The sequence below is a fragment of the Streptomyces sp. NPDC053755 genome (assembly GCF_040677675.1).
GTDB lineage: Bacteria > Actinomycetota > Actinomycetes > Streptomycetales > Streptomycetaceae > Streptomyces.
The window spans coordinates 1-19,051 of sequence record NZ_JBFASK010000065.1 but is presented as its reverse complement, the minus strand read 5'-3'; the positions used below and the strand labels follow the sequence as shown (position 1 = coordinate 19,051).

Annotated in this window: 19 protein-coding genes and 1 pseudogene; 19 read left to right on the top strand and 1 reads right to left on the bottom strand. The window is 71.2% G+C overall.

Annotated features, from left to right (window positions below; genetic code table 11):
• The 6 genes and pseudogenes from AB0K65_RS31810 to nusB form a co-directional block, all read left to right on the top strand.
• A pseudogene (locus AB0K65_RS31810) lies at positions 1–246 on the top strand (3-dehydroquinate synthase); the annotation flags it as partial.
• Positions 243–689, top strand: a complete 447-nt coding sequence (aroQ, locus tag AB0K65_RS31805; RefSeq protein ID WP_365722683.1) for a type II 3-dehydroquinate dehydratase — start codon at positions 243–245, stop codon at positions 687–689. The pseudogene AB0K65_RS31810 and the gene aroQ, both read left to right, overlap by 4 nt.
• A 97-nt stretch (positions 690–786) precedes the next feature.
• Positions 787–1,764 (top strand): AAA family ATPase, encoded by a 978-nt coding sequence (locus tag AB0K65_RS31800; RefSeq protein WP_365722681.1) that lies wholly within the window; start codon positions 787–789, stop codon positions 1,762–1,764.
• Between the two features lie 100 nt (positions 1,765–1,864).
• Positions 1,865–2,971 (top strand): aminopeptidase P family protein, encoded by a 1,107-nt coding sequence (locus AB0K65_RS31795; RefSeq protein ID WP_365722679.1) that lies wholly within the window; start codon positions 1,865–1,867, stop codon positions 2,969–2,971.
• A 49-nt stretch (positions 2,972–3,020) separates the two neighbouring features.
• Positions 3,021–3,587, top strand: coding sequence for an elongation factor P (gene efp / locus AB0K65_RS31790; RefSeq protein ID WP_365722677.1), 567 nt, complete (start codon positions 3,021–3,023; stop codon positions 3,585–3,587).
• 2 nt (positions 3,588–3,589) lie between these two features.
• Entirely contained in the window at positions 3,590–4,021 is a 432-nt protein-coding gene (nusB, locus tag AB0K65_RS31785) for a transcription antitermination factor NusB (RefSeq protein WP_365722675.1), read from the top strand.
• Between the two features lie 461 nt (positions 4,022–4,482).
• Here the strand turns inward: nusB and bldD are convergent, their stop codons facing one another.
• Positions 4,483–4,983 (bottom strand): transcriptional regulator BldD, encoded by a 501-nt coding sequence (gene bldD, locus AB0K65_RS31780; RefSeq protein ID WP_030214967.1) that lies wholly within the window; start codon positions 4,981–4,983, stop codon positions 4,483–4,485.
• Between the two features lie 246 nt (positions 4,984–5,229).
• Between bldD and pyrR the strand changes: the two genes are divergently transcribed.
• The 13 genes from pyrR to AB0K65_RS31715 form a co-directional block, all read left to right on the top strand.
• Positions 5,230–5,793 carry a bifunctional pyr operon transcriptional regulator/uracil phosphoribosyltransferase PyrR gene (pyrR, locus tag AB0K65_RS31775; protein WP_365722673.1) on the top strand — a complete coding sequence of 188 codons (564 nt, stop codon included), beginning with the start codon at positions 5,230–5,232 and terminating at the stop codon, positions 5,791–5,793.
• 85 nt (positions 5,794–5,878) lie between these two features.
• Positions 5,879–6,859: an aspartate carbamoyltransferase catalytic subunit gene (locus AB0K65_RS31770; RefSeq protein WP_365722671.1), complete on the top strand. Its 981-nt coding sequence runs from the start codon at positions 5,879–5,881 to the stop codon at positions 6,857–6,859.
• A 2-nt stretch (positions 6,860–6,861) separates the two neighbouring features.
• Positions 6,862–8,148, top strand: a complete 1,287-nt coding sequence (locus tag AB0K65_RS31765) for a dihydroorotase (RefSeq protein WP_365722669.1) — start codon at positions 6,862–6,864, stop codon at positions 8,146–8,148.
• Positions 8,145–8,723, top strand: coding sequence for a hypothetical protein (locus tag AB0K65_RS31760; RefSeq protein ID WP_365722667.1), 579 nt, complete (start codon positions 8,145–8,147; stop codon positions 8,721–8,723). The genes AB0K65_RS31765 and AB0K65_RS31760 overlap by 4 nt, the downstream gene beginning before the upstream one ends.
• Positions 8,720–9,883 carry a glutamine-hydrolyzing carbamoyl-phosphate synthase small subunit gene (carA, locus tag AB0K65_RS31755; RefSeq protein WP_365722666.1) on the top strand — a complete coding sequence of 388 codons (1,164 nt, stop codon included), beginning with the start codon at positions 8,720–8,722 and terminating at the stop codon, positions 9,881–9,883. The genes AB0K65_RS31760 and carA overlap by 4 nt, the downstream gene beginning before the upstream one ends.
• Positions 9,876–13,184 carry a carbamoyl-phosphate synthase large subunit gene (gene carB / locus AB0K65_RS31750; protein WP_365722665.1) on the top strand — a complete coding sequence of 1,103 codons (3,309 nt, stop codon included), beginning with the start codon at positions 9,876–9,878 and terminating at the stop codon, positions 13,182–13,184. Before carA ends, carB begins: the two co-directional genes overlap by 8 nt.
• Before the next feature lie 54 nt (positions 13,185–13,238).
• The gene (locus AB0K65_RS31745; RefSeq protein WP_365722663.1) at positions 13,239–14,348 is read left to right on the top strand and encodes a quinone-dependent dihydroorotate dehydrogenase; all 1,110 of its coding nucleotides are present in this window, start codon (positions 13,239–13,241) and stop codon (positions 14,346–14,348) included.
• The gene (pyrF, locus tag AB0K65_RS31740; RefSeq protein WP_365722661.1) at positions 14,345–15,193 is read left to right on the top strand and encodes an orotidine-5'-phosphate decarboxylase; all 849 of its coding nucleotides are present in this window, start codon (positions 14,345–14,347) and stop codon (positions 15,191–15,193) included. The genes AB0K65_RS31745 and pyrF overlap by 4 nt, the downstream gene beginning before the upstream one ends.
• A gap of 262 nt (positions 15,194–15,455) precedes the next feature.
• Complete coding sequence (locus AB0K65_RS31735) at positions 15,456–15,779, top strand: integration host factor (RefSeq protein ID WP_030693098.1); 324 nt, start codon at positions 15,456–15,458, stop codon at positions 15,777–15,779.
• 72 nt (positions 15,780–15,851) lie between these two features.
• Entirely contained in the window at positions 15,852–16,415 is a 564-nt protein-coding gene (gene gmk, locus AB0K65_RS31730) for a guanylate kinase (protein WP_365722659.1), read from the top strand.
• A 70-nt stretch (positions 16,416–16,485) separates the two neighbouring features.
• Positions 16,486–16,758, top strand: a complete 273-nt coding sequence (rpoZ, locus tag AB0K65_RS31725) for a DNA-directed RNA polymerase subunit omega (RefSeq protein ID WP_005319902.1) — start codon at positions 16,486–16,488, stop codon at positions 16,756–16,758.
• 108 nt (positions 16,759–16,866) lie between these two features.
• Positions 16,867–18,081 (top strand): bifunctional phosphopantothenoylcysteine decarboxylase/phosphopantothenate--cysteine ligase CoaBC, encoded by a 1,215-nt coding sequence (gene coaBC, locus AB0K65_RS31720; RefSeq protein WP_365722657.1) that lies wholly within the window; start codon positions 16,867–16,869, stop codon positions 18,079–18,081.
• A gap of 336 nt (positions 18,082–18,417) precedes the next feature.
• The coding region (locus AB0K65_RS31715) for an S-adenosylmethionine synthetase N-terminal domain-containing protein (protein ID WP_365722655.1) at positions 18,418–19,051 on the top strand (634 nt) is incomplete at its 3' end.

Genomic DNA, 19,051 nt, shown 5'->3' with positions numbered 1-19,051 from the left:
CGGCTGGCCGGGCGGCTCGACGACGCCACCGCCGACCGCCACCGCGCCGTCCTGGAATCGGTCGGCCTGCCGCTGACCTACCGCGGGGACCAGTGGCCCAAGCTGCTCGACACCATGAAGGTCGACAAGAAGTCCCGCGGCGACCTGCTGCGCTTCATCGTCCTCGACGGACTCGGCAAGCCGACCGTCCTGGAGGGACCCGACCCCGCGGTGCTCGTCGCGGCCTACGGCGAGGTGTCCGCGTGAGCGAGCTGCGTCCCGTGCTGGTCCTCAACGGCCCGAACCTCGGCCGGCTCGGCTCCCGCGAGCCCGACATCTACGGCGCCACCTCCTACAAGGGCCTCGCGGAGTCCTGCCGGGCCCTCGGCGCCGAGCTGGGCTTCGACGTGGAGGTCCGGGAGACCAACGACGAGGGGGAGATGATCCGCTGGCTGCACGAGGCGGCCGACGGCTCGATTCCGGTCGTTCTCAACCCCGGCGCCTTCACGCACTACTCGTACGGAATGCGCGACGCGGCCGCCCAGCGGACCGCCCCGCTCATCGAGGTGCACATCTCGAACCCGTACACCAGGGAGGAATTCCGCCACACCTCGGTCGTCGCCGCGGTGGCGAGCGGGACCATCGCCGGATTCGGCATCGGCTCCTACCGGCTCGCCCTGCGCGCCCTCGCCGAGGAATCGACCGGCTGACAGGGCACTGCCGACCGCCCCCGGCCGTTCCCCCTGCGGGGACCGGGGGCGGTAACGTTCCCGGAAGTATCGGCCGTACGAGACGGAGTGGCACCGGATGCAGCACGCAGTGGGGGCTCCGTTGCCACCGCACGAGCAGTCGGGGTGGACGGCGGCCCAGGGCGGCCAGCAGCCGCCGCCCCCGGCACTGGCCCATGGCGGGCCGCAGGCACCACCCCCGCACCCGGCCCGCCCGCAGGGCGCACCTGCGCAGCCCGCGCCGCAGGGCCATCACCCCGTGCCGCAGGGACCGCCCCCGGGCCGGCCCGCACCCGGCTGGGGCGGCGGCATGCCCCAGGCGTCCGGCGCGCAGCACTCCGGCCCGCAGCACCCCGCCGCGCAGCACCCCGGCCCGCCGCATCCGGGCGCGCCCCACCCGGCCTCCGCCCCCGTCGGCCCGCCCCGGGACACCACCGCGCACGTCCAGCTGCCGCCGGTCCCGCTGCCCGCGGCGCCGCACGCCGAGCCCGGCACCGGCACGGCGACCCTCGCCGTCCTGCTGATCGGTCCCGCCGGAGCGGGCAAGACGACCGTCGCGCGCCACTGGGCCCAGCGACGCCGCGTCCCCACCGCGCACATCAGCCTCGACGACGTCCGGGAATGGGTCTGCTCCGGCTTCGCCGACCCCCAGTCGGGCTGGAACGAGCACTCCGAGGCGCAGTACCGGCTCGCCCGCCGCACCTGCGGCTTCGCCGCCCGCAACTTTCTCGCCAACGGCATCTCCTGCATCCTCGACGACGCCGTCTTCCCCGACCGGCCCGTCGTCGGCCTCGGCGGCTGGAAGCGCCACGTCGGCCCGGGCCTGCTTCCCGTGGTCCTCCTGCCCGGCCTGGAGATCGTCCTGGAGCGCAACGCCGAGCGCAGCGGCAACCGGCGCCTGTCCGACGAGGAGGTCGCCTCCATCCACGGCAGGATGGCCGGCTGGTACGGCTCCGGCCTGCCGATCATCGACAACTCCAAGTACGACGTGGAGACCACGGCGCGGGTCCTCGACGAGGTCCTCGCCCGCTCCATAGCCAGCCCGCCCGCCTGGTAGCCGGGCGGGCGAGCGGAGGCGATGGCCCGAAGGGCACGCCGTTGCTCCGGTCGGCGGCGCTGAGCAGGCCAGGACGCGCCGCCCCTCGTAGGCTCGGAACATGTCACAGGTGTATGCGGACCGCCGCGTGCGGCTGCGCGACCGGTGCGCGGCGGCGGGCAGCCCGGCGGCCCTGGTCTCCCGCCCCGCCAACGTCCGCTATCTCGCGGGCGGCTCGCCTCCCGGAGCCGTCCTGCTGGTCGGTCCGGACGAGGACGTGCTGCTCTGCCCCGCACCGCCCGGCGGCGATCCGGCCGACGGGCGGCTGGACGAGTCGCTCCGGCAGAAGGTCCTGCCCACCGGCGGCGGTGATCCGGCCGTCACGGCCGTCGGCCTCGCCGGCCAGGCCGGCGCCGACGCCCTCGCCGTCGAGGAACACCACCTGACCGTGGCCCGCCACCGGGCCATGGGCTCGGTGGCGCCCCGGCTGCGGCTGGCGGACCTGCGCGGGGCGGTGGAGCAGTTGCGGATCGTCAAGGACGAGGACGAGATCACCTGTCTGCGGATCGCCGCCGAGATCGCCGACCAGGCACTCGGAGAGCTCCTCGAGTCCATCCTGGTCGGCAGGACCGAGCGCCATCTCGCCCTGGAGCTGGAGCGGCGGCTGGTCGACCATGGCGCGGACGGCGCGGCCTTCCCGACCTCCGTGGCCACCGGTCCCAACTCCGGCCGGAGCGGGCACCGGCCCACCGACCGCCGGGTCGAGGAGGGCGATTTCCTGTCGGTCTGCCTCGGCGCCAACTACCGCGGCTACCGGTGCGAGATCGGGCGCACGTTCGTCATCGGGACGACACCGGCGGACTGGCAGATCGAGCTCTACGACCTCGTCTTCGCCGCTCAGCGGGCCGGACGGGAGTCGCTCGCGCCCGGCGCCGAATACCGCGACGTGGACCGCGCGGCCCGTCAGATCCTGGACGGGGCGGGCCTCGCGGAGGCCGTTCCCGCGCTCACCGGGCACGGTGTCGGCCTGGAAATCGACGAGGACCCGCAGATCGCACCCGCGGCCATGGGTAAACTGGACGCTTGTGTGCCGGTCACCGTCGAACCGGGGGTCCACCTCCCGGGCCGGGGCGGAGTCCGGATCGATGACACGCTCGTCGTGCGCCAGGAGGCGGACGGCGGACCCGAGCTACTCACCATCACGACCAAGGAGCTGCTCGCGCTCTAGGGCGCGTACGCCTCCGTGGTCCCACGTCAGTCCAGGAGATTCCGCAACCGTGGCTTCCACGAACGACCTCAAGAACGGCATGGTGCTCAAGCTCGACGGGGACCAGCTCTGGTCCGTCGTCGAGTTCCAGCACGTCAAGCCCGGCAAGGGCCCGGCCTTCGTGCGCACCAAGCTCAAGAACGTGCTCTCCGGCAAGGTCGTCGACAAGACCTTCAACGCCGGTGTGAAGGTCGAGACGGCCACCATCGACCGCCGTGACATGCAGTTCTCGTACATGGACGGCGACTACTTCGTCTTCATGGACATGCAGACGTACGACCAGCTGATGGTCGAGCGCAAGGCCGTCGGCGACGCCGCCAACTTCCTGATCGAGGGCTTCACCGCCTCGGTCGCGCAGCACGAGGGCGCGGTGCTCTACGTCGAGCTGCCCGCCGCCGTCGAGCTGACCATCCAGCACACCGACCCGGGCGTCCAGGGCGACCGCTCCACCGGCGGCACCAAGCCGGCCACGCTGGAGACCGGCCACGAGATCCAGGTCCCGCTCTTCATCACCACCGGTGAGAAGATCAAGGTCGACACCCGCACGAGCGACTACCTCGGCCGGGTGAACAGCTAACCGTGGCTGCCCGCAGCAACGCCCGTAAGCGCGCCTTCCAGATCCTCTTCGAGGCCGACCAGCGCGGGGCCTCCGTGCAGCAGGTCCTCGCGGACTGGGTCCGGCACGCCCGGTCCGACGACCGCCAGGCGGCGGTCAGCGAGTTCACGATGCAGCTGGTCGAGGGGTACGCGGACCACGTGGCCCGCATCGACGAGCTCATCGCGACCTACGCGGTGGACTGGGACCTGGACCGGATGCCGGTCGCCGACCGGAACATCGTGCGCCTCGGTGCGTACGAGCTGATCTGGCTCGACGAGACTCCGGACGCCGTGGCGATCGACGAGGCGGTGCAGCTCGCCAAGGAGTTCTCCACCGACGAGTCGCCGACGTTCGTCAACGGCCTGCTGGCCCGCTTCAAGGACCTGAAGCCGCGCCTGCGCCGGGACGCCTGAACGAGGCGCCCTCCCGGCAGTCGAAGGGGTCCGTGGCACGTGCTGCCGCGGGCCCCTTCGGCGTCCGCGCCCTCCGTGCCCTGTCGCCGTCCGTGACGTCCTCCCGCCGACGACCCACGTGAGCGCGCTTCGAGCCGTACGACCGTGCCGGCGCGCCCCAGGGGGCCGTGCACCGCGCGCGGGGAAGCGGGGCGCACACCACGGCGCCCGAGGCTCCCCGGAACCCCACACGGGGCAGCGGGCCGCGCGCGACCGCCCGAGGCTCCCCGGAACCCCACACGGAGCCGCAGGCCGCGCGCGACCGCGCCCGAGGCCCGTGACGGCGCACGCCGCCGTGCGACGGCGCTCAGGGGCGTACGCGGGCGCCCGGAGACGACGAAGCCGCCGGGGTGGCGGAAGACCCGAAGGTCTTCCGCCACCCCGGCGGCAACGTTTCTGCTGAGTCGTTCAGCGGGTGAGGATCAGCTGTCCTCGTGAGCGACCGCACGGCGCGCGTCCGCGTCCAGGACGCCCCAGCTGATCAGCTGCTCGGTCAGCACCGAGGGCGACTGGTCGTAGATCACGGCGAGGGTGCGCAGGTCGTCCTGGCGGATCGACAGCACCTTGCCGTTGTAGTCCCCGCGCTGGGACTGGATCGTCGCCGCGTAGCGCTGGAGCGGGCCGGCCTTCTCCTGCGGTACGTGGGCCAGGCGCTCCAGGTCCAGGACCAGCTTCGGCGGCGGCTCGGCGGCCCCGCCGGGGGTCGTGCCGGGCAGGAGCTCCTGCACCGGGACGCCGTAGAAGTCCGCCAGCTCGGCGAGGCGCTGAACCGTCACCGCGCGGTCGCCGCGCTCGTACGAGCCGACCACGACGGCCTTCCAGCGGCCCTGGGACTTCTCTTCCACACCGTGGAGGGAAAGGCCCTGCTGGGTGCGGATGGCACGGAGCTTGGCCCCGAGCTGCTTTGCGTATTCGCTGGACATATAGCTCCCCGGACGCTGTGACAACGTGCGGCTCCGCCGCGTGGCTGGTGACTCACTGTGAGGTTACGCAGCGTTACTTGTCTCCGTCAAGCCGAATGGTCCGTACCGGCCCCTCCCGGGCGACGGCGCCCGGAGCGGCGGCGGGGGTGTGAGCAGGGCCGTCGCCCGCCCCTGCTACAGTCGAAGGCGCAATTCCGACGTCCTTTAAGAACCGTCCCGTGAGGCGGAGAAGGAGGTCCGTTTCATATGGACGCACAGCAGCAGACCGATGCGGCACGCCCTGTTCTCGAGGGCCCCGACATCGCGCGGGTACTGACCCGCATCGCCCACGAGATCGTCGAGCGCGCCAAGGGCGCCGACGACGTGGTGCTCCTCGGCATCCCCACGCGCGGCGTCTTCCTCGCCCGCCGGCTGGCCGACAAGCTCGCGGAGATCACCGGACGGAAGATCCCGGTCGGCTCCCTCGACATCACCATGTACCGCGACGACCTGCGGATGAAGCCCGCCCGGGCCATCGGGCGCACCGAGATCCCCGCCGACGGCATCGACGACCGCCTGGTCGTCCTGGTCGACGACGTGCTCTTCTCCGGCCGCACCATCCGCGCCGCGCTCGACGCGCTCGGCGACCTCGGCCGCCCCCGCGCCGTCCAGCTCGCGGTCCTCGTCGACCGCGGCCACCGCGAACTCCCGATCCGTGCCGACTACGTCGGCAAGAACCTCCCCACGTCGCTGCGGGAGACGGTCAAGGTGCAGCTCGCCGAGGAGGACGGTCGCGACACCGTCCTGCTCGGTGGCAAGCCCGCCTCCTAGCCGTACCGGCACCCCGACGGGTCCAGGGCACACCCCTGCGTGCCCGCACGCCCTCACACTCGCCACCACACGGAGCGAACCCCCGATGATGCGTCACCTCATCTCGGCCGCCGACCTCACCCGCGACGACGCCGTCCTCATCCTCGACACCGCCGAGGAGATGGCCCGGGTGGCCGACCGGCCGATCAAGAAGCTGCCCGCGCTGCGCGGCCGTACGATCTGCAACCTCTTCTTCGAGGACTCCACCCGCACCCGGATCTCGTTCGAGGCCGCCGAGAAGCGGCTCTCCGCGGACGTCATCAACTTCGCCGCCAAGGGCTCCAGCGTCTCCAAGGGGGAGTCCCTCAAGGACACCGCCCAGACCCTGGAGGCCATGGGCGTCGACGCGGTCGTCATCCGGCACAGCGCCTCCGGCGCCCCTTACCGTCTGGCCACCTCCGGCTGGATCGACGCCCCTGTCATCAACGCCGGGGACGGCACCCACCAGCACCCCACCCAGGCCCTGCTGGACGCCTTCACCCTGCGCCGCCGCCTCGTCGGCCGCGACGCCGGCCTCGGCCAGGACCTCGCGGGCAAGCGGGTGACGCTCGTCGGCGACATCCTGCACAGCCGGGTCGCCCGCTCCAACGTCGACCTGCTGCACACCCTCGGCGCCGAGGTCACCCTGGTCGCCCCGCCCACCCTCGTCCCCGTCGGCGTCGAGGCATGGCCCTGCGACATCAGCTACGACCTCGACAGCGTGCTGCCGAAGTCCGACGCGGTGATGATGCTCCGTGTGCAGCGCGAGCGGATGAACGCCGCCTTCTTCCCGACCGAGCGCGAGTACTCGCGCCGGTACGGACTCGACGGCGACCGGATGGCGAGGATGCCCGAGCACGCCGTCGTCATGCACCCCGGCCCGATGGTCCGGGGCATGGAGATCACCGCGGAGGTCGCCGACTCCGACCGCTGCACGGTCATCGAGCAGGTCGCCAACGGCGTCTCCATCCGGATGGCGGTCCTCTACCTGCTCCTGGGCGGCAACGAGCCCGCCGTCACCCACCACCGTACCGAGGAGACCAAGTAACCATGAGCAAGATCCTTATCCGCGGTGCGCAGGTGCTCGGCGGCGAGGCCCAGGACGTCCTCATCGAGGGCGAGACCATCGCCGCGGTCGGCACCGGTCTGTCCGCCGAGGGCGCCACGGTCGTCGAGGCCGAGGGCCACGTCCTGCTGCCCGGCCTGGTCGACCTCCACACCCACCTGCGCGAGCCCGGCCGCGAGGACTCCGAGACCGTCCTCACCGGCACCCGGGCCGCCGCCTCCGGCGGCTACACCGCCGTCTTCGCCATGGCCAACACCTTCCCCGTCGCCGACACCGCCGGCGTCGTCGAGCAGGTCTACCGCCTCGGCAAGGAGTCCGGCTACTGCGACGTGCAGCCCATCGGCGCCGTCACCGTCGGCCTCGAGGGCAAGAAGCTCGCCGAGCTGGGCGCCATGCACGACTCCGCCGCCGGCGTCACGGTCTTCTCCGACGACGGCAAGTGCGTCGACGACGCCGTGATCATGCGCCGCGCGCTGGAGTACGTGAAGGCCTTCGGCGGCGTCGTCGCGCAGCACGCCCAGGAGCCCCGCCTCACCGAGGGCGCCCAGATGAACGAGGGCGTCGTCTCCGCCGAGCTGGGCCTCGGCGGCTGGCCGGCCGTGGCCGAGGAGTCGATCATCGCCCGCGACGTCCTCCTCGCCGAGCACGTCGGCTCCCGCGTCCACATCTGCCACCTCTCCACCGCCGGCTCGGTCGAGATCGTCCGCTGGGCCAAGTCCCGCGGCATCGACGTCACCGCCGAGGTCACCCCGCACCACCTGCTGCTGACCGACGAGCTGGTCCGCACCTACAACCCCGTGTACAAGGTCAACCCGCCGCTGCGCACCGAGCGTGACGTGATGGCGCTGCGCGAGGCCCTGGCCGACGGCACCATCGACATCGTCGCCACCGACCACGCCCCGCACCCGCACGAGGACAAGGACTGCGAGTGGGCCGCGGCCGCCATGGGCATGGTCGGCCTAGAGACCGCGCTCTCCGTCGTCCAGCAGACGATGGTGGAGACCGGGCTGCTCGACTGGGCCGGCGTGGCCGACCGCATGTCCGTCACGCCCGCGCGGATCGGCCGGGCCGAGGGGCACGGACGCCCCGTCTCGGCAGGTGAGCCCGCCAACCTGACGCTGGTCGATCCGGCATACCGTGGAGCCGTGGACCCCGCGGGCTTCGCCTCCCGCAGCCGCAACACCCCCTACGAGGGCCGCGAGCTGCCGGGACGCGTCACCCACACCTTCCTGCGGGGCCGGGCGACGCTCGTGGACGGGAAGCTGGCGTGACATCTCTGATCATCCTGGCCGCCGGGGAGAAATCGGCGGAGGTCACCAACTGGGCCGGACGCATCGGCTGGCTGGTCGGCCTGGCGCTGTTCGTCGCCTTCGTCTACTGGCTGATGCGCCAGGGATGGAAGTGGCGCGGCAGCCTCCAGTCGGACCTGCCGGAGCTGCCGGGAATGCCCCGGACGCCGGGTGAGGCGAAACTGAGCATGACCGGCCGCTACCACGGCTCGACGACCGCCGGGCAGTGGCTCGACCGGATCGTCGCGCACGGCCTGGGCACCCGCAGCAGGGTCGAGCTCACGCTGACCGACGCGGGCCTGGAAGTCGTACGCCCCGGGGCGACCGACTTCTTCGTCCCCGCCGAGCAGCTGCGCGAGGCCCGGCTCGACAAGGGCATCGCCGGCAAGGTCCTCGCCGAGGGAGGGCTGCTGATCGTGACCTGGGCGCACGGCGATCAGCTCCTGGACTCGGGCTTCCGGTCCGACCGCGCGGCGGAGCACACCGCCTGGGTCGAGGCCGTCAATTCCATGCACGCGAAGAACAGCACCACTCCGACGGAAGGCACCGCACGATGACAACCTCCAATCCGGGGACGGCCTCGCAGCGGAAGGGGTCGCTTCCCGCCGTACTCGTCCTGGAGGACGGCCGCGTCTTCCGCGGCCGCGCCTACGGGGCCGTGGGGGAGACCTTCGGCGAGGCCGTGTTCTCCACCGGCATGACCGGCTACCAGGAGACGCTCACCGACCCGTCGTACCACCGTCAGGTCGTCGTGATGACCGCCCCCCACGTCGGCAACACCGGCGTCAACGACGAGGACCCCGAGTCCTCGAAGATCTGGGTCGCCGGCTACGTCGTCCGTGATCCCGCCCGCGTCTCCTCCAACTGGCGGGCCCGGCGCTCGCTCGACGAGGAGCTCGCGGCCCAGGGCGTCGTCGGCATCTCCGGCATCGACACCCGCGCCCTCACCCGCCACCTGCGCGAGCGCGGCGCCATGCGCGTCGGCATCTTCTCCGGCGACGCCTGGACGGGCGTCCGCGACGAGGCCCTGCTGGCCCGCGTCAAGGAAGCCCCGCAGATGAAGGGCGCGAACCTCTCCGCGGAGGTCGCCACCAAGGAGACGTACGTCGTCCCCGCCATCGGCGAGAAGAAGTTCACCGTCGCCGCCGTCGACCTCGGCATCAAGGGCATGACCCCGCACCGGATGGCGGAGCGCGGCATCGAGGTCCACGTGCTGCCCGCCACCGCCACCGTCGAGGACGTCTACGCGGTTCAGCCGGACGGCGTGTTCTTCTCCAACGGCCCCGGCGACCCGGCCACCGCGGACGGCCCCGTCTCCGTCATGCAGGGCGTCCTGGAGCGCAGGACCCCGCTCTTCGGCATCTGCTTCGGCAACCAGATCCTGGGCCGCGCGCTCGGCTTCGGCACCTACAAGCTGAAGTACGGCCACCGCGGCATCAACCAGCCGGTGCAGGACCGTACGACCGGCAAGGTCGAGGTCACCGCGCACAACCACGGCTTCGCCGTCGACGCCCCCCTCGACAAGGTCTCGGACACGCCCTACGGCCGCGCCGAGGTCTCCCACGTCTGTCTGAACGACCAGGTCGTCGAAGGACTCCGGCTGCTCGACCGGCCGGCCTTCAGCGTCCAGTACCACCCCGAGGCGGCCGCGGGCCCGCACGACGCCGCGTACCTCTTCGACCGTTTCGTATCCCTGATGGAGGCCGAGCGTGCCTAAGCGCACCGATATCCAGTCCGTCCTGGTCATCGGCTCCGGCCCGATCGTCATCGGCCAGGCCGCCGAGTTCGACTACTCCGGCACCCAGGCCTGCCGCATCCTCAAGGCCGAGGGCCTGCGGGTGATCCTGGTCAACTCCAACCCGGCCACGATCATGACCGACCCGGAGATCGCCGACGCCACCTACGTCGAGCCGATCACCCCCGAGTTCGTCGAGAAGATCATCGCCAAGGAGCGCCCCGACGCCCTCCTGCCGACCCTCGGCGGCCAGACCGCGCTCAACACCGCGATCTCCATGCACGAGCAGGGCGTCCTGGAGAAGTACGGCGTCGAGCTCATCGGCGCCAACGTCGAGGCCATCAACAAGGGCGAGGACCGCGACCTCTTCAAGGGCGTCGTCGAGGCCGTCAAGGCCAAGATCGGCTACGGCGAGTCCGCCCGCTCGGTCATCTGCCACTCCATGGACGACGTGCTCCAGGGCGTCGAGACGCTCGGCGGCTACCCCGTCGTCGTCCGCCCCTCCTTCACGATGGGCGGCGCCGGCTCCGGCTTCGCCCACGACGAGGACGAGCTGCGCCGCATCGCCGGCCAGGGCCTGACGCTCTCCCCGACCACCGAGGTCCTCCTGGAGGAGTCCATCCTCGGCTGGAAGGAGTACGAGCTGGAGCTGATGCGCGACAAGAACGACAACGTCGTGGTCGTCTGCTCCATCGAGAACTTCGACCCGATGGGCGTCCACACCGGCGACTCGATCACCGTCGCCCCGGCGATGACCCTCACCGACCGCGAGTACCAGCGGCTGCGGGACATCGGCATCGCGATCATCCGCGAGGTCGGCGTCGACACCGGCGGCTGCAACATCCAGTTCGCGGTCAACCCGGACGACGGCCGGATCATCGTCATCGAGATGAACCCCCGCGTCTCGCGCTCCTCCGCCCTCGCCTCCAAGGCGACCGGCTTCCCGATCGCGAAGATCGCCGCGCGTCTCGCCGTCGGCTACACGCTGGACGAGATCCCCAACGACATCACGGAGAAGACCCCGGCGTCCTTCGAGCCCACGCTCGACTACGTCGTCGTCAAGGCTCCTCGCTTCGCCTTCGAGAAGTTCCCGCAGGCCGACTCCACGCTGACCACGACCATGAAGTCGGTCGGCGAGGCCATGGCCATCGGCCGCAACTTCACCGAGGCCCTCCAGAAGGCGCTGCGCTCCCTGGAGAAGAAGGGCTCGCAGTTCACCTTCGTCGGCGAGCCCGGCGACAAGGCCGAGCTGCTGCGCGAGGCGGTCCGGCCCACCGACGGCCGCATCAACACCGTCATGCAGGCCATCCGCGCCGGCGCCACCCCGGAGGAGGTCTTCGACGCCACGAAGATCGACCCCTGGTTCGTCGACCAGCTCTTCCTCGTCAAGGAGATCGCCGACGAGCTGACCGCCGCGGAGAAGCTCCACCCCGAGCTCCTCGCCGAGGCCAAGCGCCACGGCTTCTCCGACGCCCAGATCGCCGAGATCCGCGGTCTGCGCGAGGACGTCGTCCGCGAGGTCCGGCACGCCCTCGGCGTCCGCCCCGTCTACAAGACGGTCGACACCTGCGCCGCCGAGTTCGCCGCCAAGACGCCCTACTTCTACTCCTCGTACGACGAGGAGTGCGAGGTCGCGCCGCGCGAGAAGCCCGCCGTGATCATCCTGGGCTCCGGCCCGAACCGCATCGGCCAGGGCATCGAGTTCGACTACTCCTGCGTCCACGCCTCCTTCGCGCTCAGCGACGCGGGGTACGAGACCGTGATGGTCAACTGCAACCCCGAGACCGTCTCCACCGACTACGACACCTCCGACCGGCTCTACTTCGAGCCGCTCACCCTGGAGGACGTCCTGGAGATCGTCCACGCCGAGACGCTCGCCGGACCCGTCGCCGGCGTCGTCGTCCAGCTCGGCGGCCAGACCCCGCTGGGCCTCTCCCAGGCGCTCAAGGACAACGGCGTGCCGGTCGTCGGCACCTCCCCGGAGGCCATCCACGCCGCCGAGGACCGCGGCGCCTTCGGCCGGGTCCTCGCCGAGGCCGGACTCCCCGCCCCGAAGCACGGCACCGCGACCACCTTCGCCGGCGCCAAGGCCATCGCCGACGAGATCGGCTACCCCGTCCTCGTACGCCCGTCGTACGTCCTCGGCGGCCGCGGCATGGAGATCGTCTACGACGAGGCCCGCCTGGAGGCGTACATCGCCGAGTCCACCGAGATCAGCCCCACCCGGCCGGTCCTGGTCGACCGCTTCCTCGACGACGCCATCGAGATCGACGTCGACGCCCTCTACGACGGCACCGAGCTCTACCTCGGCGGCGTCATGGAGCACATCGAGGAGGCCGGCATCCACTCCGGCGACTCGGCCTGCGCCCTGCCCCCGATCACGCTCGGCGGCTTCGACATCAAGCGCCTGCGCGCCTCCACCGAGGCGATCGCCAAGGGCGTCGGCGTGCGCGGACTGATCAACATCCAGTTCGCCATGGCCGGCGACATCCTGTACGTGCTCGAGGCCAACCCCCGCGCCTCGCGGACCGTCCCCTTCACCTCGAAGGCGACCGCCGTGCCGCTGGCCAAGGCCGCCGCCCGCATCTCGCTCGGCGCCACCATCGCCGAGCTGCGCGCGGAGGGCCTGCTGCCGAAGAGCGGCGACGGCGGCACCCTTCCGCTCGACGCGCCGATCTCCGTCAAGGAGGCCGTGATGCCGTGGTCGCGCTTCCGCGACATCCAGGGCCGCGGCGTGGACACCATCCTCGGCCCGGAGATGCGCTCCACCGGCGAGGTCATGGGCATCGACTCCGTCTTCGGCACGGCCTACGCCAAGTCGCAGGCCGGCGCCTACGGCCCGCTGCCCACCAAGGGCCGCGCGTTCATCTCCGTCGCCAACCGCGACAAGCGCTCGATGATCTTCCCGGCGCGCGAGCTGGTCGCCCACGGCTTCGAACTGCTCGCCACCTCCGGCACGGCCGAGGTCCTCAAGCGCAACGGCATCAACGCCACCGTCGTGCGCAAGCTCAGCGAGGGCGAGGGCCCCGGCGGTGAGAAGACGATCGTCCAGCTGATCCACGACGGTCAGGTCGACCTCATCGTCAACACCCCCTACGGCACCGGCGGCCGCCTCGACGGCTACGAGATCCGTACGGCGGCGGTCGCGCGCAGCGTGCCGTGCCTCACCACCGTCCAGGCGCTCGCCGCGGCGGTCCAGGGCATCGAGGCGCTCGGCCACGGCGACGTGGGCGTCCGCTCACTCCAGGAACACGCGGCGCATCTGACCGCGGCCCGCGACTAGCAGCCACGAGGGGGACACCGGAAACGGTGTCCCCCTCTTGGTGAGGACACCTCCATGTACAAGTTCTTCTTCCACCTCGTCTTCAAGCGGATGGACCCGGAGGAGGCCCACTACCTGGCCTTCCGCTGGATCCGCCTCGCCGCCCGCGTCCCGGTCCTGCGCACCTTCCTCGCCGCGGCCCTCGCGCCCCGCCACAAGGAGCTGCGCACCGAGGCCCTCGGACTGCGCATGCACGGCCCCTTCGGCCTCGCCGCCGGCTTCGACAAGAACGCCGTCGCGATCGACGGCATGGCGATGCTCGGCTTCGACCACGTCGAGATCGGCACCGTGACCGGCGAACCCCAGCCCGGGAACCCCAAGAAGCGCCTCTTCCGGCTGGTCCAGGACCGCGCCCTGATCAACCGCATGGGTTTCAACAACGAAGGCTCCGCCGCCGTCGCCGCCCGCCTCCGCGCGCGCGTGCCGGTCTTCAGGACCGTCGTCGGCGTCAACATCGGCAAGACCAAGGTCGTCCCCGAGGCCGAGGCCGCCGCCGACTACGTGAAGTCGACCGAGCGCCTCGCCGCGCACGCCGACTACCTCGTCGTGAACGTCTCCTCGCCCAACACCCCCGGGCTGCGCAACCTCCAGGCCACCGAGTCCCTGCGCCCCCTGCTCACGGCCGTACGGGAGGCCGCCGACCGCACGGTCACCGACCGCCGGGTCCCCCTCCTGGTCAAGATCGCCCCCGACCTCGCCGACGACGACATCGACGCCGTCGCCGACCTGGCCCTGGAGCTCGGCCTCGACGGCATCATCGCCACCAACACGACCATCGCCCGCGAGGGGCTCGGTCTGCGGTCGGAGCCCGCCCTGGTCAAGGAGACGGGCGGACTCTCCGGCGCCCCCGTCAAGGAGCGCTCCCTGGCCGTCCTGCGCCGCCTCCACGCGCGCGTGGGCGACCGGATCGTCCTCGTCGGCGTCGGCGGCATCGAGAACGCCGAGGACGCCTGGCAGCGGATCCTGGCCGGGGCCACGCTGATCCAGGGGTACAGCGCCTTCGTCTACGAAGGGCCGTTCTACGCCCGAGCGATCCACAAGGGCCTCGCCGCGCGCCTCGCCGCCAGCCCGTACGCCACTCTCGCCGAGGCCGTCGGCGCCGACACCCGAAAGGCCACGTCGTGACCCTCTCCTTCGGTACCCGCCTGCGCGCCGCGATGGACGAGCGCGGACCGCTCTGCGTCGGCATCGACCCGCACGCCTCCCTGCTGGCCTCCTGGGGCCTCGGCGACGACGTCACGGGCCTGGAGACCTTCACCCGCACCGTCGTCGAGGCGCTCGCCGGACAGGTCGCGGTCTTCAAGCCCCAGGCCGCCTTCTTCGAGCGCTTCGGCTCGCGCGGCATCGCCGTCCTGGAGCGCGCCGTCGCCGACCTGCGGGCGGCCGGCGCCCTGGTCGTCATGGACGCCAAGCGCGGCGACATCGGCTCCACGATGGCCGCCTACGCGGAGACCTTCCTGCACAAGGACTCCCCGCTCTTCTCCGACGCCCTGACCGTCTCCCCGTACCTGGGATACGGCTCCCTGCGCCCCGCCGTCGACCTGGCCCGCGAGAACGGCGCCGGCCTCTTCGTCCTGGCCCTCACCTCCAACCCCGAGGGCGCCGAGGTCCAGCGGGCCGTCCGCGAGGACGGCCGGACCATCGGGGCGACCATGCTGGCCCACCTCGCCGAGGAGAACGCGGGGGAGACCCCCATGGGCTCCTTCGGCGCGGTCGTCGGCGCCACCCTCGGCGACCTCTCCTCCTTCGACCTCGACATCAACGGCCCCCTCCTGGCCCCCGGCATCGGAGCCCAGGGCGCGACCCCGGCCGACCTTCCGGCCGTCTTCGGCGCGGCGGTCCGCAACGTCGTCCCGAACGTCAGCCGGGGCGTCCTCAAGGAGGGCCCGGACGCCACCGCCCTGCGGGCCTCGGCGGAGCGTTACGCGGACGAAATCCGCGAGGCGGTGGCCGCGAAACCGCACATCTGACCAATCCGCAGGTCGGAGCCGTCTCACCCTTTGACAAAAACTTGGCCGAAAAGCCGGTCGTTATGCCGGGAAAGTCCTGGTCAGTCGATGCTGACCAGGACTTTTCCGCTGTTCTCGCTGACTGGAGAGGCATAGGCCGCTAGTCTCCGGGGCAGAGTCAGCGTTCAACGGAGACTACGTTGATCGTTGCTCCACTGGTGTGGGGCGACTAGGTTCCTCACCGGTCCGTATCCGACAGTTCGACATCCGAGGTGACGTAGGCGTGGCTCTTCCGCCCCTTACCCCTGAACAGCGCGCAGCCGCGCTCGAAAAGGCCGCCGCGGCTCGCCGGGAGCGGGCCGAGGTCAAGAATCGACTCAAGCACTCCGGCGCCTCCCTCCACGAGGTCATCAAGAGTGGCCAGGAGAACGACGTCATCGGCAAGATGAAGGTCTCCGCGCTGCTCGAGTCCCTGCCGGGCGTGGGCAAGGTCCGCGCCAAGCAGATCATGGAGCGACTCGGCATCTCCGAAAGCCGTCGCGTGCGCGGTCTCGGCTCCAACCAGATCGCTTCGCTGGAGCGAGAGTTCGGCAGCACCGGGGCCTGATCTTTCGGGACATATCCGGCATGCAGCCTCCTCCCTGCGCAAGCGGGGGTGAACCACTGGAATAATCGCTGCATGGCAGCAGAGGTTCGTCCGCGACTGACCGTGCTCTCCGGCCCCTCAGGGGTCGGCAAGAGCACGGTCGTCGCTCATATGCGCAAGGTCCACCCCGAGGTCTGGCTCTCGGTGTCGGCCACGACACGAAAGCCGCGGCCCGGCGAGAAGCACGGCGTCCAGTACTTCTTCGTCTCGGACGACGAGTTCGACAAGCTGGTCGCCAACGGTGAGCTCCTCGAATGGGCCGAGTTCGCGGGCAACCGCTACGGCACGCCCCGGCGGGCGGTCCTGGAGCGCCTGGAGGCGGGCGAGCCGGTGCTCCTGGAGATCGACCTCCAGGGCGCCCGCCAGGTCAAGGAGTCGATGACCGACTCCCAGCTGGTCTTCCTGGCCCCGCCGAGCTGGGACGAACTCGTCCGCAGGCTCACCGGCCGCGGTACCGAGTCGCCCGAGGTCATCGAGCGCCGGCTCCAGGTCGCGAAGGTCGAGCTGGCCGCCGAGACCGAGTTCGACACCACCCTGGTCAACACCTCCGTCGAGGACGTGGCGCGTGAGCTGCTAGCCTTGATGAACGTTGTCTGATCTATCACTGATCACCTGGATCTGATCGTCCCGATCAGCTCACCCAGAAGTTTCTTCGGAAGGCTAGAGCGTGTCCTCTTCCATCACCGCGCCCGAGGGCATCATCAACCCGCCGATCGACGAGCTGCTCGAGGCCACCGACTCGAAGTACAGCCTCGTGATCTACGCGGCCAAGCGCGCGCGTCAGATCAACGCGTACTACTCGCAGCTCGGCGAGGGCCTGCTCGAGTACGTCGGTCCGCTGGTGGACACCCACGTCCACGAGAAGCCGCTCTCGATCGCCCTGCGTGAGATCAACGCGGGTCTGCTGACCTCCGAGGCCATCGAGGGCCCGGCGCAGTAAGCACGGACACGAGCGGGTGACGCTCGTCACCACAGGCCCGGCGGAACATCCGCCGGGCCTGTGGTGTCTCATGGAGACGTACGCATCCGAGTGCGGGGAGCAGCAGTGGTGGCAAAGCCGAAGGTCGTCCTGGGGGTGAGCGGCGGCATCGCCGCGTACAAGGCGTGCGAGCTGCTCCGGCGGCTGACCGAGTCCGGCCACGACGTCCGCGTCGTCCCGACCGGCTCCGCCCTGCACTTCGTGGGCGCCGCCACCTGGTCCGCGCTCTCCGGCAACCCCGTCTCCACCGAGGTCTGGGAGAGCGTCCACGAAGTCCCGCACGTGCGGATCGGGCAGGCCGCCGACCTCGTCGTCGTGGCCCCCGCCACCGCCGACATGCTCGCCAAGGCCGCCCACGGCCTCGCCGACGACCTGCTGACGAACACGCTGCTCACCGCCCGCTGTCCGGTCGTCTTCGCCCCGGCGATGCACACCGAGATGTGGGAGCACCCCGCCACCCAGGAGAACGTGGCCACCCTGCGCCGCCGCGGCGCGGTCGTCATCGAGCCCGCCGTCGGCCGCCTGACCGGCGTCGACACCGGCAAGGGGCGGCTGCCCGAGGCCGCCGAGATCTTCGAGGTCTGCCGGCGGATCCTGGCCCGCGGCGCCGCCGCCCCCGACCTCGTCGGCCGCCATGTCGTGGTCAGCGCCGGCGGCACGCGCGAGCCCCTCGACCCGGTCCGCTACCTGGGCAACCGTTCCTCCGGCAAGCAGGGCTACGCCCTCGCCAAGGCCGCCGCCGCCCGCGGTGCCCGGGTCACCCTGGTCGAGGCCAACACCGGGATCCCCGACCCGGCCGGCGTCGACGTGGTGCACGTCGGCACGGCCGTGCAGCTGCGCGAGGCCGTCCTCAAGGCGGCCGCCGACGCCGACGCTGTGGTCATGGCCGCGGCGGTCGCCGACTTCCGGCCGGCGGTCTACGCCCCCGGCAAGATCAAGAAGCGGGACGACGTCGAGGCTCCGGTCGTCGAGCTGGTCCGCAACCCCGACGTCCTCGCCGAGATCTCCGCCGACCGTGCCCTGCCCGGCCAGGTGGTGGTCGGCTTCGCCGCCGAGACCGACGACGTCCTCGCCAATGGCCGCGCGAAGCTCCGCCGCAAGGGGTGCGACCTGCTGGTGGTCAACGAGGTGGGGGAGCGCAAGACCTTCGGCTCCGAGGAGAACGAGGCCGTGGTCCTGGCGGCCGACGGCGCCGAGACGCCCGTACCGTACGGACCGAAGGAAACGCTCGCGGAGACGGTCTGGGACCTCGTGGCACCCCGCCTCCGGTCGCTGCCCGCCTGACCGACCGGGAGCGGCCGCTCCGAGAGGGCCGTGAGCGCGCACAAGGGACAGGCCGGGCGGAATCGGTGCATCCTGTCCGTTGTACTCCCGCGTCGCGACCACCACCGCCATGGCGGACCCAAACGTGGCGAAATCGCCCGTCTCGGGCGGTCTTGCCGGATATTCCCCCTGTCCGAGGGGGCCTTTTCACGCCCGTTCGGACTCCCACCTTGCGAGACACCCGGTCCCATACGCGACCATGACCGATAGACTGGCCTCGGAACGTCGAGGGGCGCAGCCCCCTGCCGGTCCGCACCATGCATTGAGCCAGCAGCCGCTGCAACCCCAGGGAGCGTTGTGTCCCGTCGTCTGTTCACCTCGGAGTCCGTGACCGAGGGTCACCCCGACAAGATCGCTGACCAGATCAGCGACACCATTCTCGACGCGCTTCTCCGCGAGGACCCCACCTCCCGCGTCGCCGTCGAGACGCTGATCACCACCGGCCTCGTGCACGTCGCGGGCGAGGTGACCACCAAGGCATGGGCCGACATCCCTACCCTGGTGCGGAACAAGATCCTCGAGATCGGGTACGACTCCTCGAAGAAGGGCTTCGACGGCGCCTCCTGTGGCGTGTCGGTGTCCATCGGGTCGCAGTCCCCGGACATCGCGCAGGGCGTCGACACGGCGTACGAGAAGCGCGTCGAGGGTGACGAGGACGAGCTGGACAAGCAGGGCGCCGGCGACCAGGGCCTGATGTTCGGCTACGCCTCGGACGAGACCCCCGAGCTGATGCCGCTGCCCATCCACGTCGCGCACCGCCTCTCCAAGCGGCTGACCGAGGTCCGGAAGAACGGGACCATCCCGTACCTCCGCCCCGACGGCAAGACCCAGGTCACCATCGAGTACGACGGCGACAAGGCCGTCCGTCTCGACACCGTCGTGGTGTCCTCGCAGCACGCCTCCGACATCGACCTCGAGTCGCTGCTCGCGC

Coding starts and splice junctions, on each gene's coding strand:
- AB0K65_RS31800 (WP_365722681.1), top strand. CDS start 787: ATGCAGCACGCAGTGGGGGCTCCGTTGCCACCGCACGAGCAGTCGGGG.
- AB0K65_RS31795 (WP_365722679.1), top strand. CDS start 1,865: ATGTCACAGGTGTATGCGGACCGCCGCGTGCGGCTGCGCGACCGGTGC.
- bldD (WP_030214967.1), bottom strand. CDS start 4,983: ATGTCCAGCGAATACGCAAAGCAGCTCGGGGCCAAGCTCCGTGCCATC.
- pyrR (WP_365722673.1), top strand. CDS start 5,230: ATGGACGCACAGCAGCAGACCGATGCGGCACGCCCTGTTCTCGAGGGC.
- AB0K65_RS31770 (WP_365722671.1), top strand. CDS start 5,879: ATGATGCGTCACCTCATCTCGGCCGCCGACCTCACCCGCGACGACGCC.
- AB0K65_RS31765 (WP_365722669.1), top strand. CDS start 6,862: ATGAGCAAGATCCTTATCCGCGGTGCGCAGGTGCTCGGCGGCGAGGCC.
- carA (WP_365722666.1), top strand. CDS start 8,720: ATGACAACCTCCAATCCGGGGACGGCCTCGCAGCGGAAGGGGTCGCTT.
- AB0K65_RS31745 (WP_365722663.1), top strand. CDS start 13,239: ATGTACAAGTTCTTCTTCCACCTCGTCTTCAAGCGGATGGACCCGGAG.
- gmk (WP_365722659.1), top strand. CDS start 15,852: ATGGCAGCAGAGGTTCGTCCGCGACTGACCGTGCTCTCCGGCCCCTCA.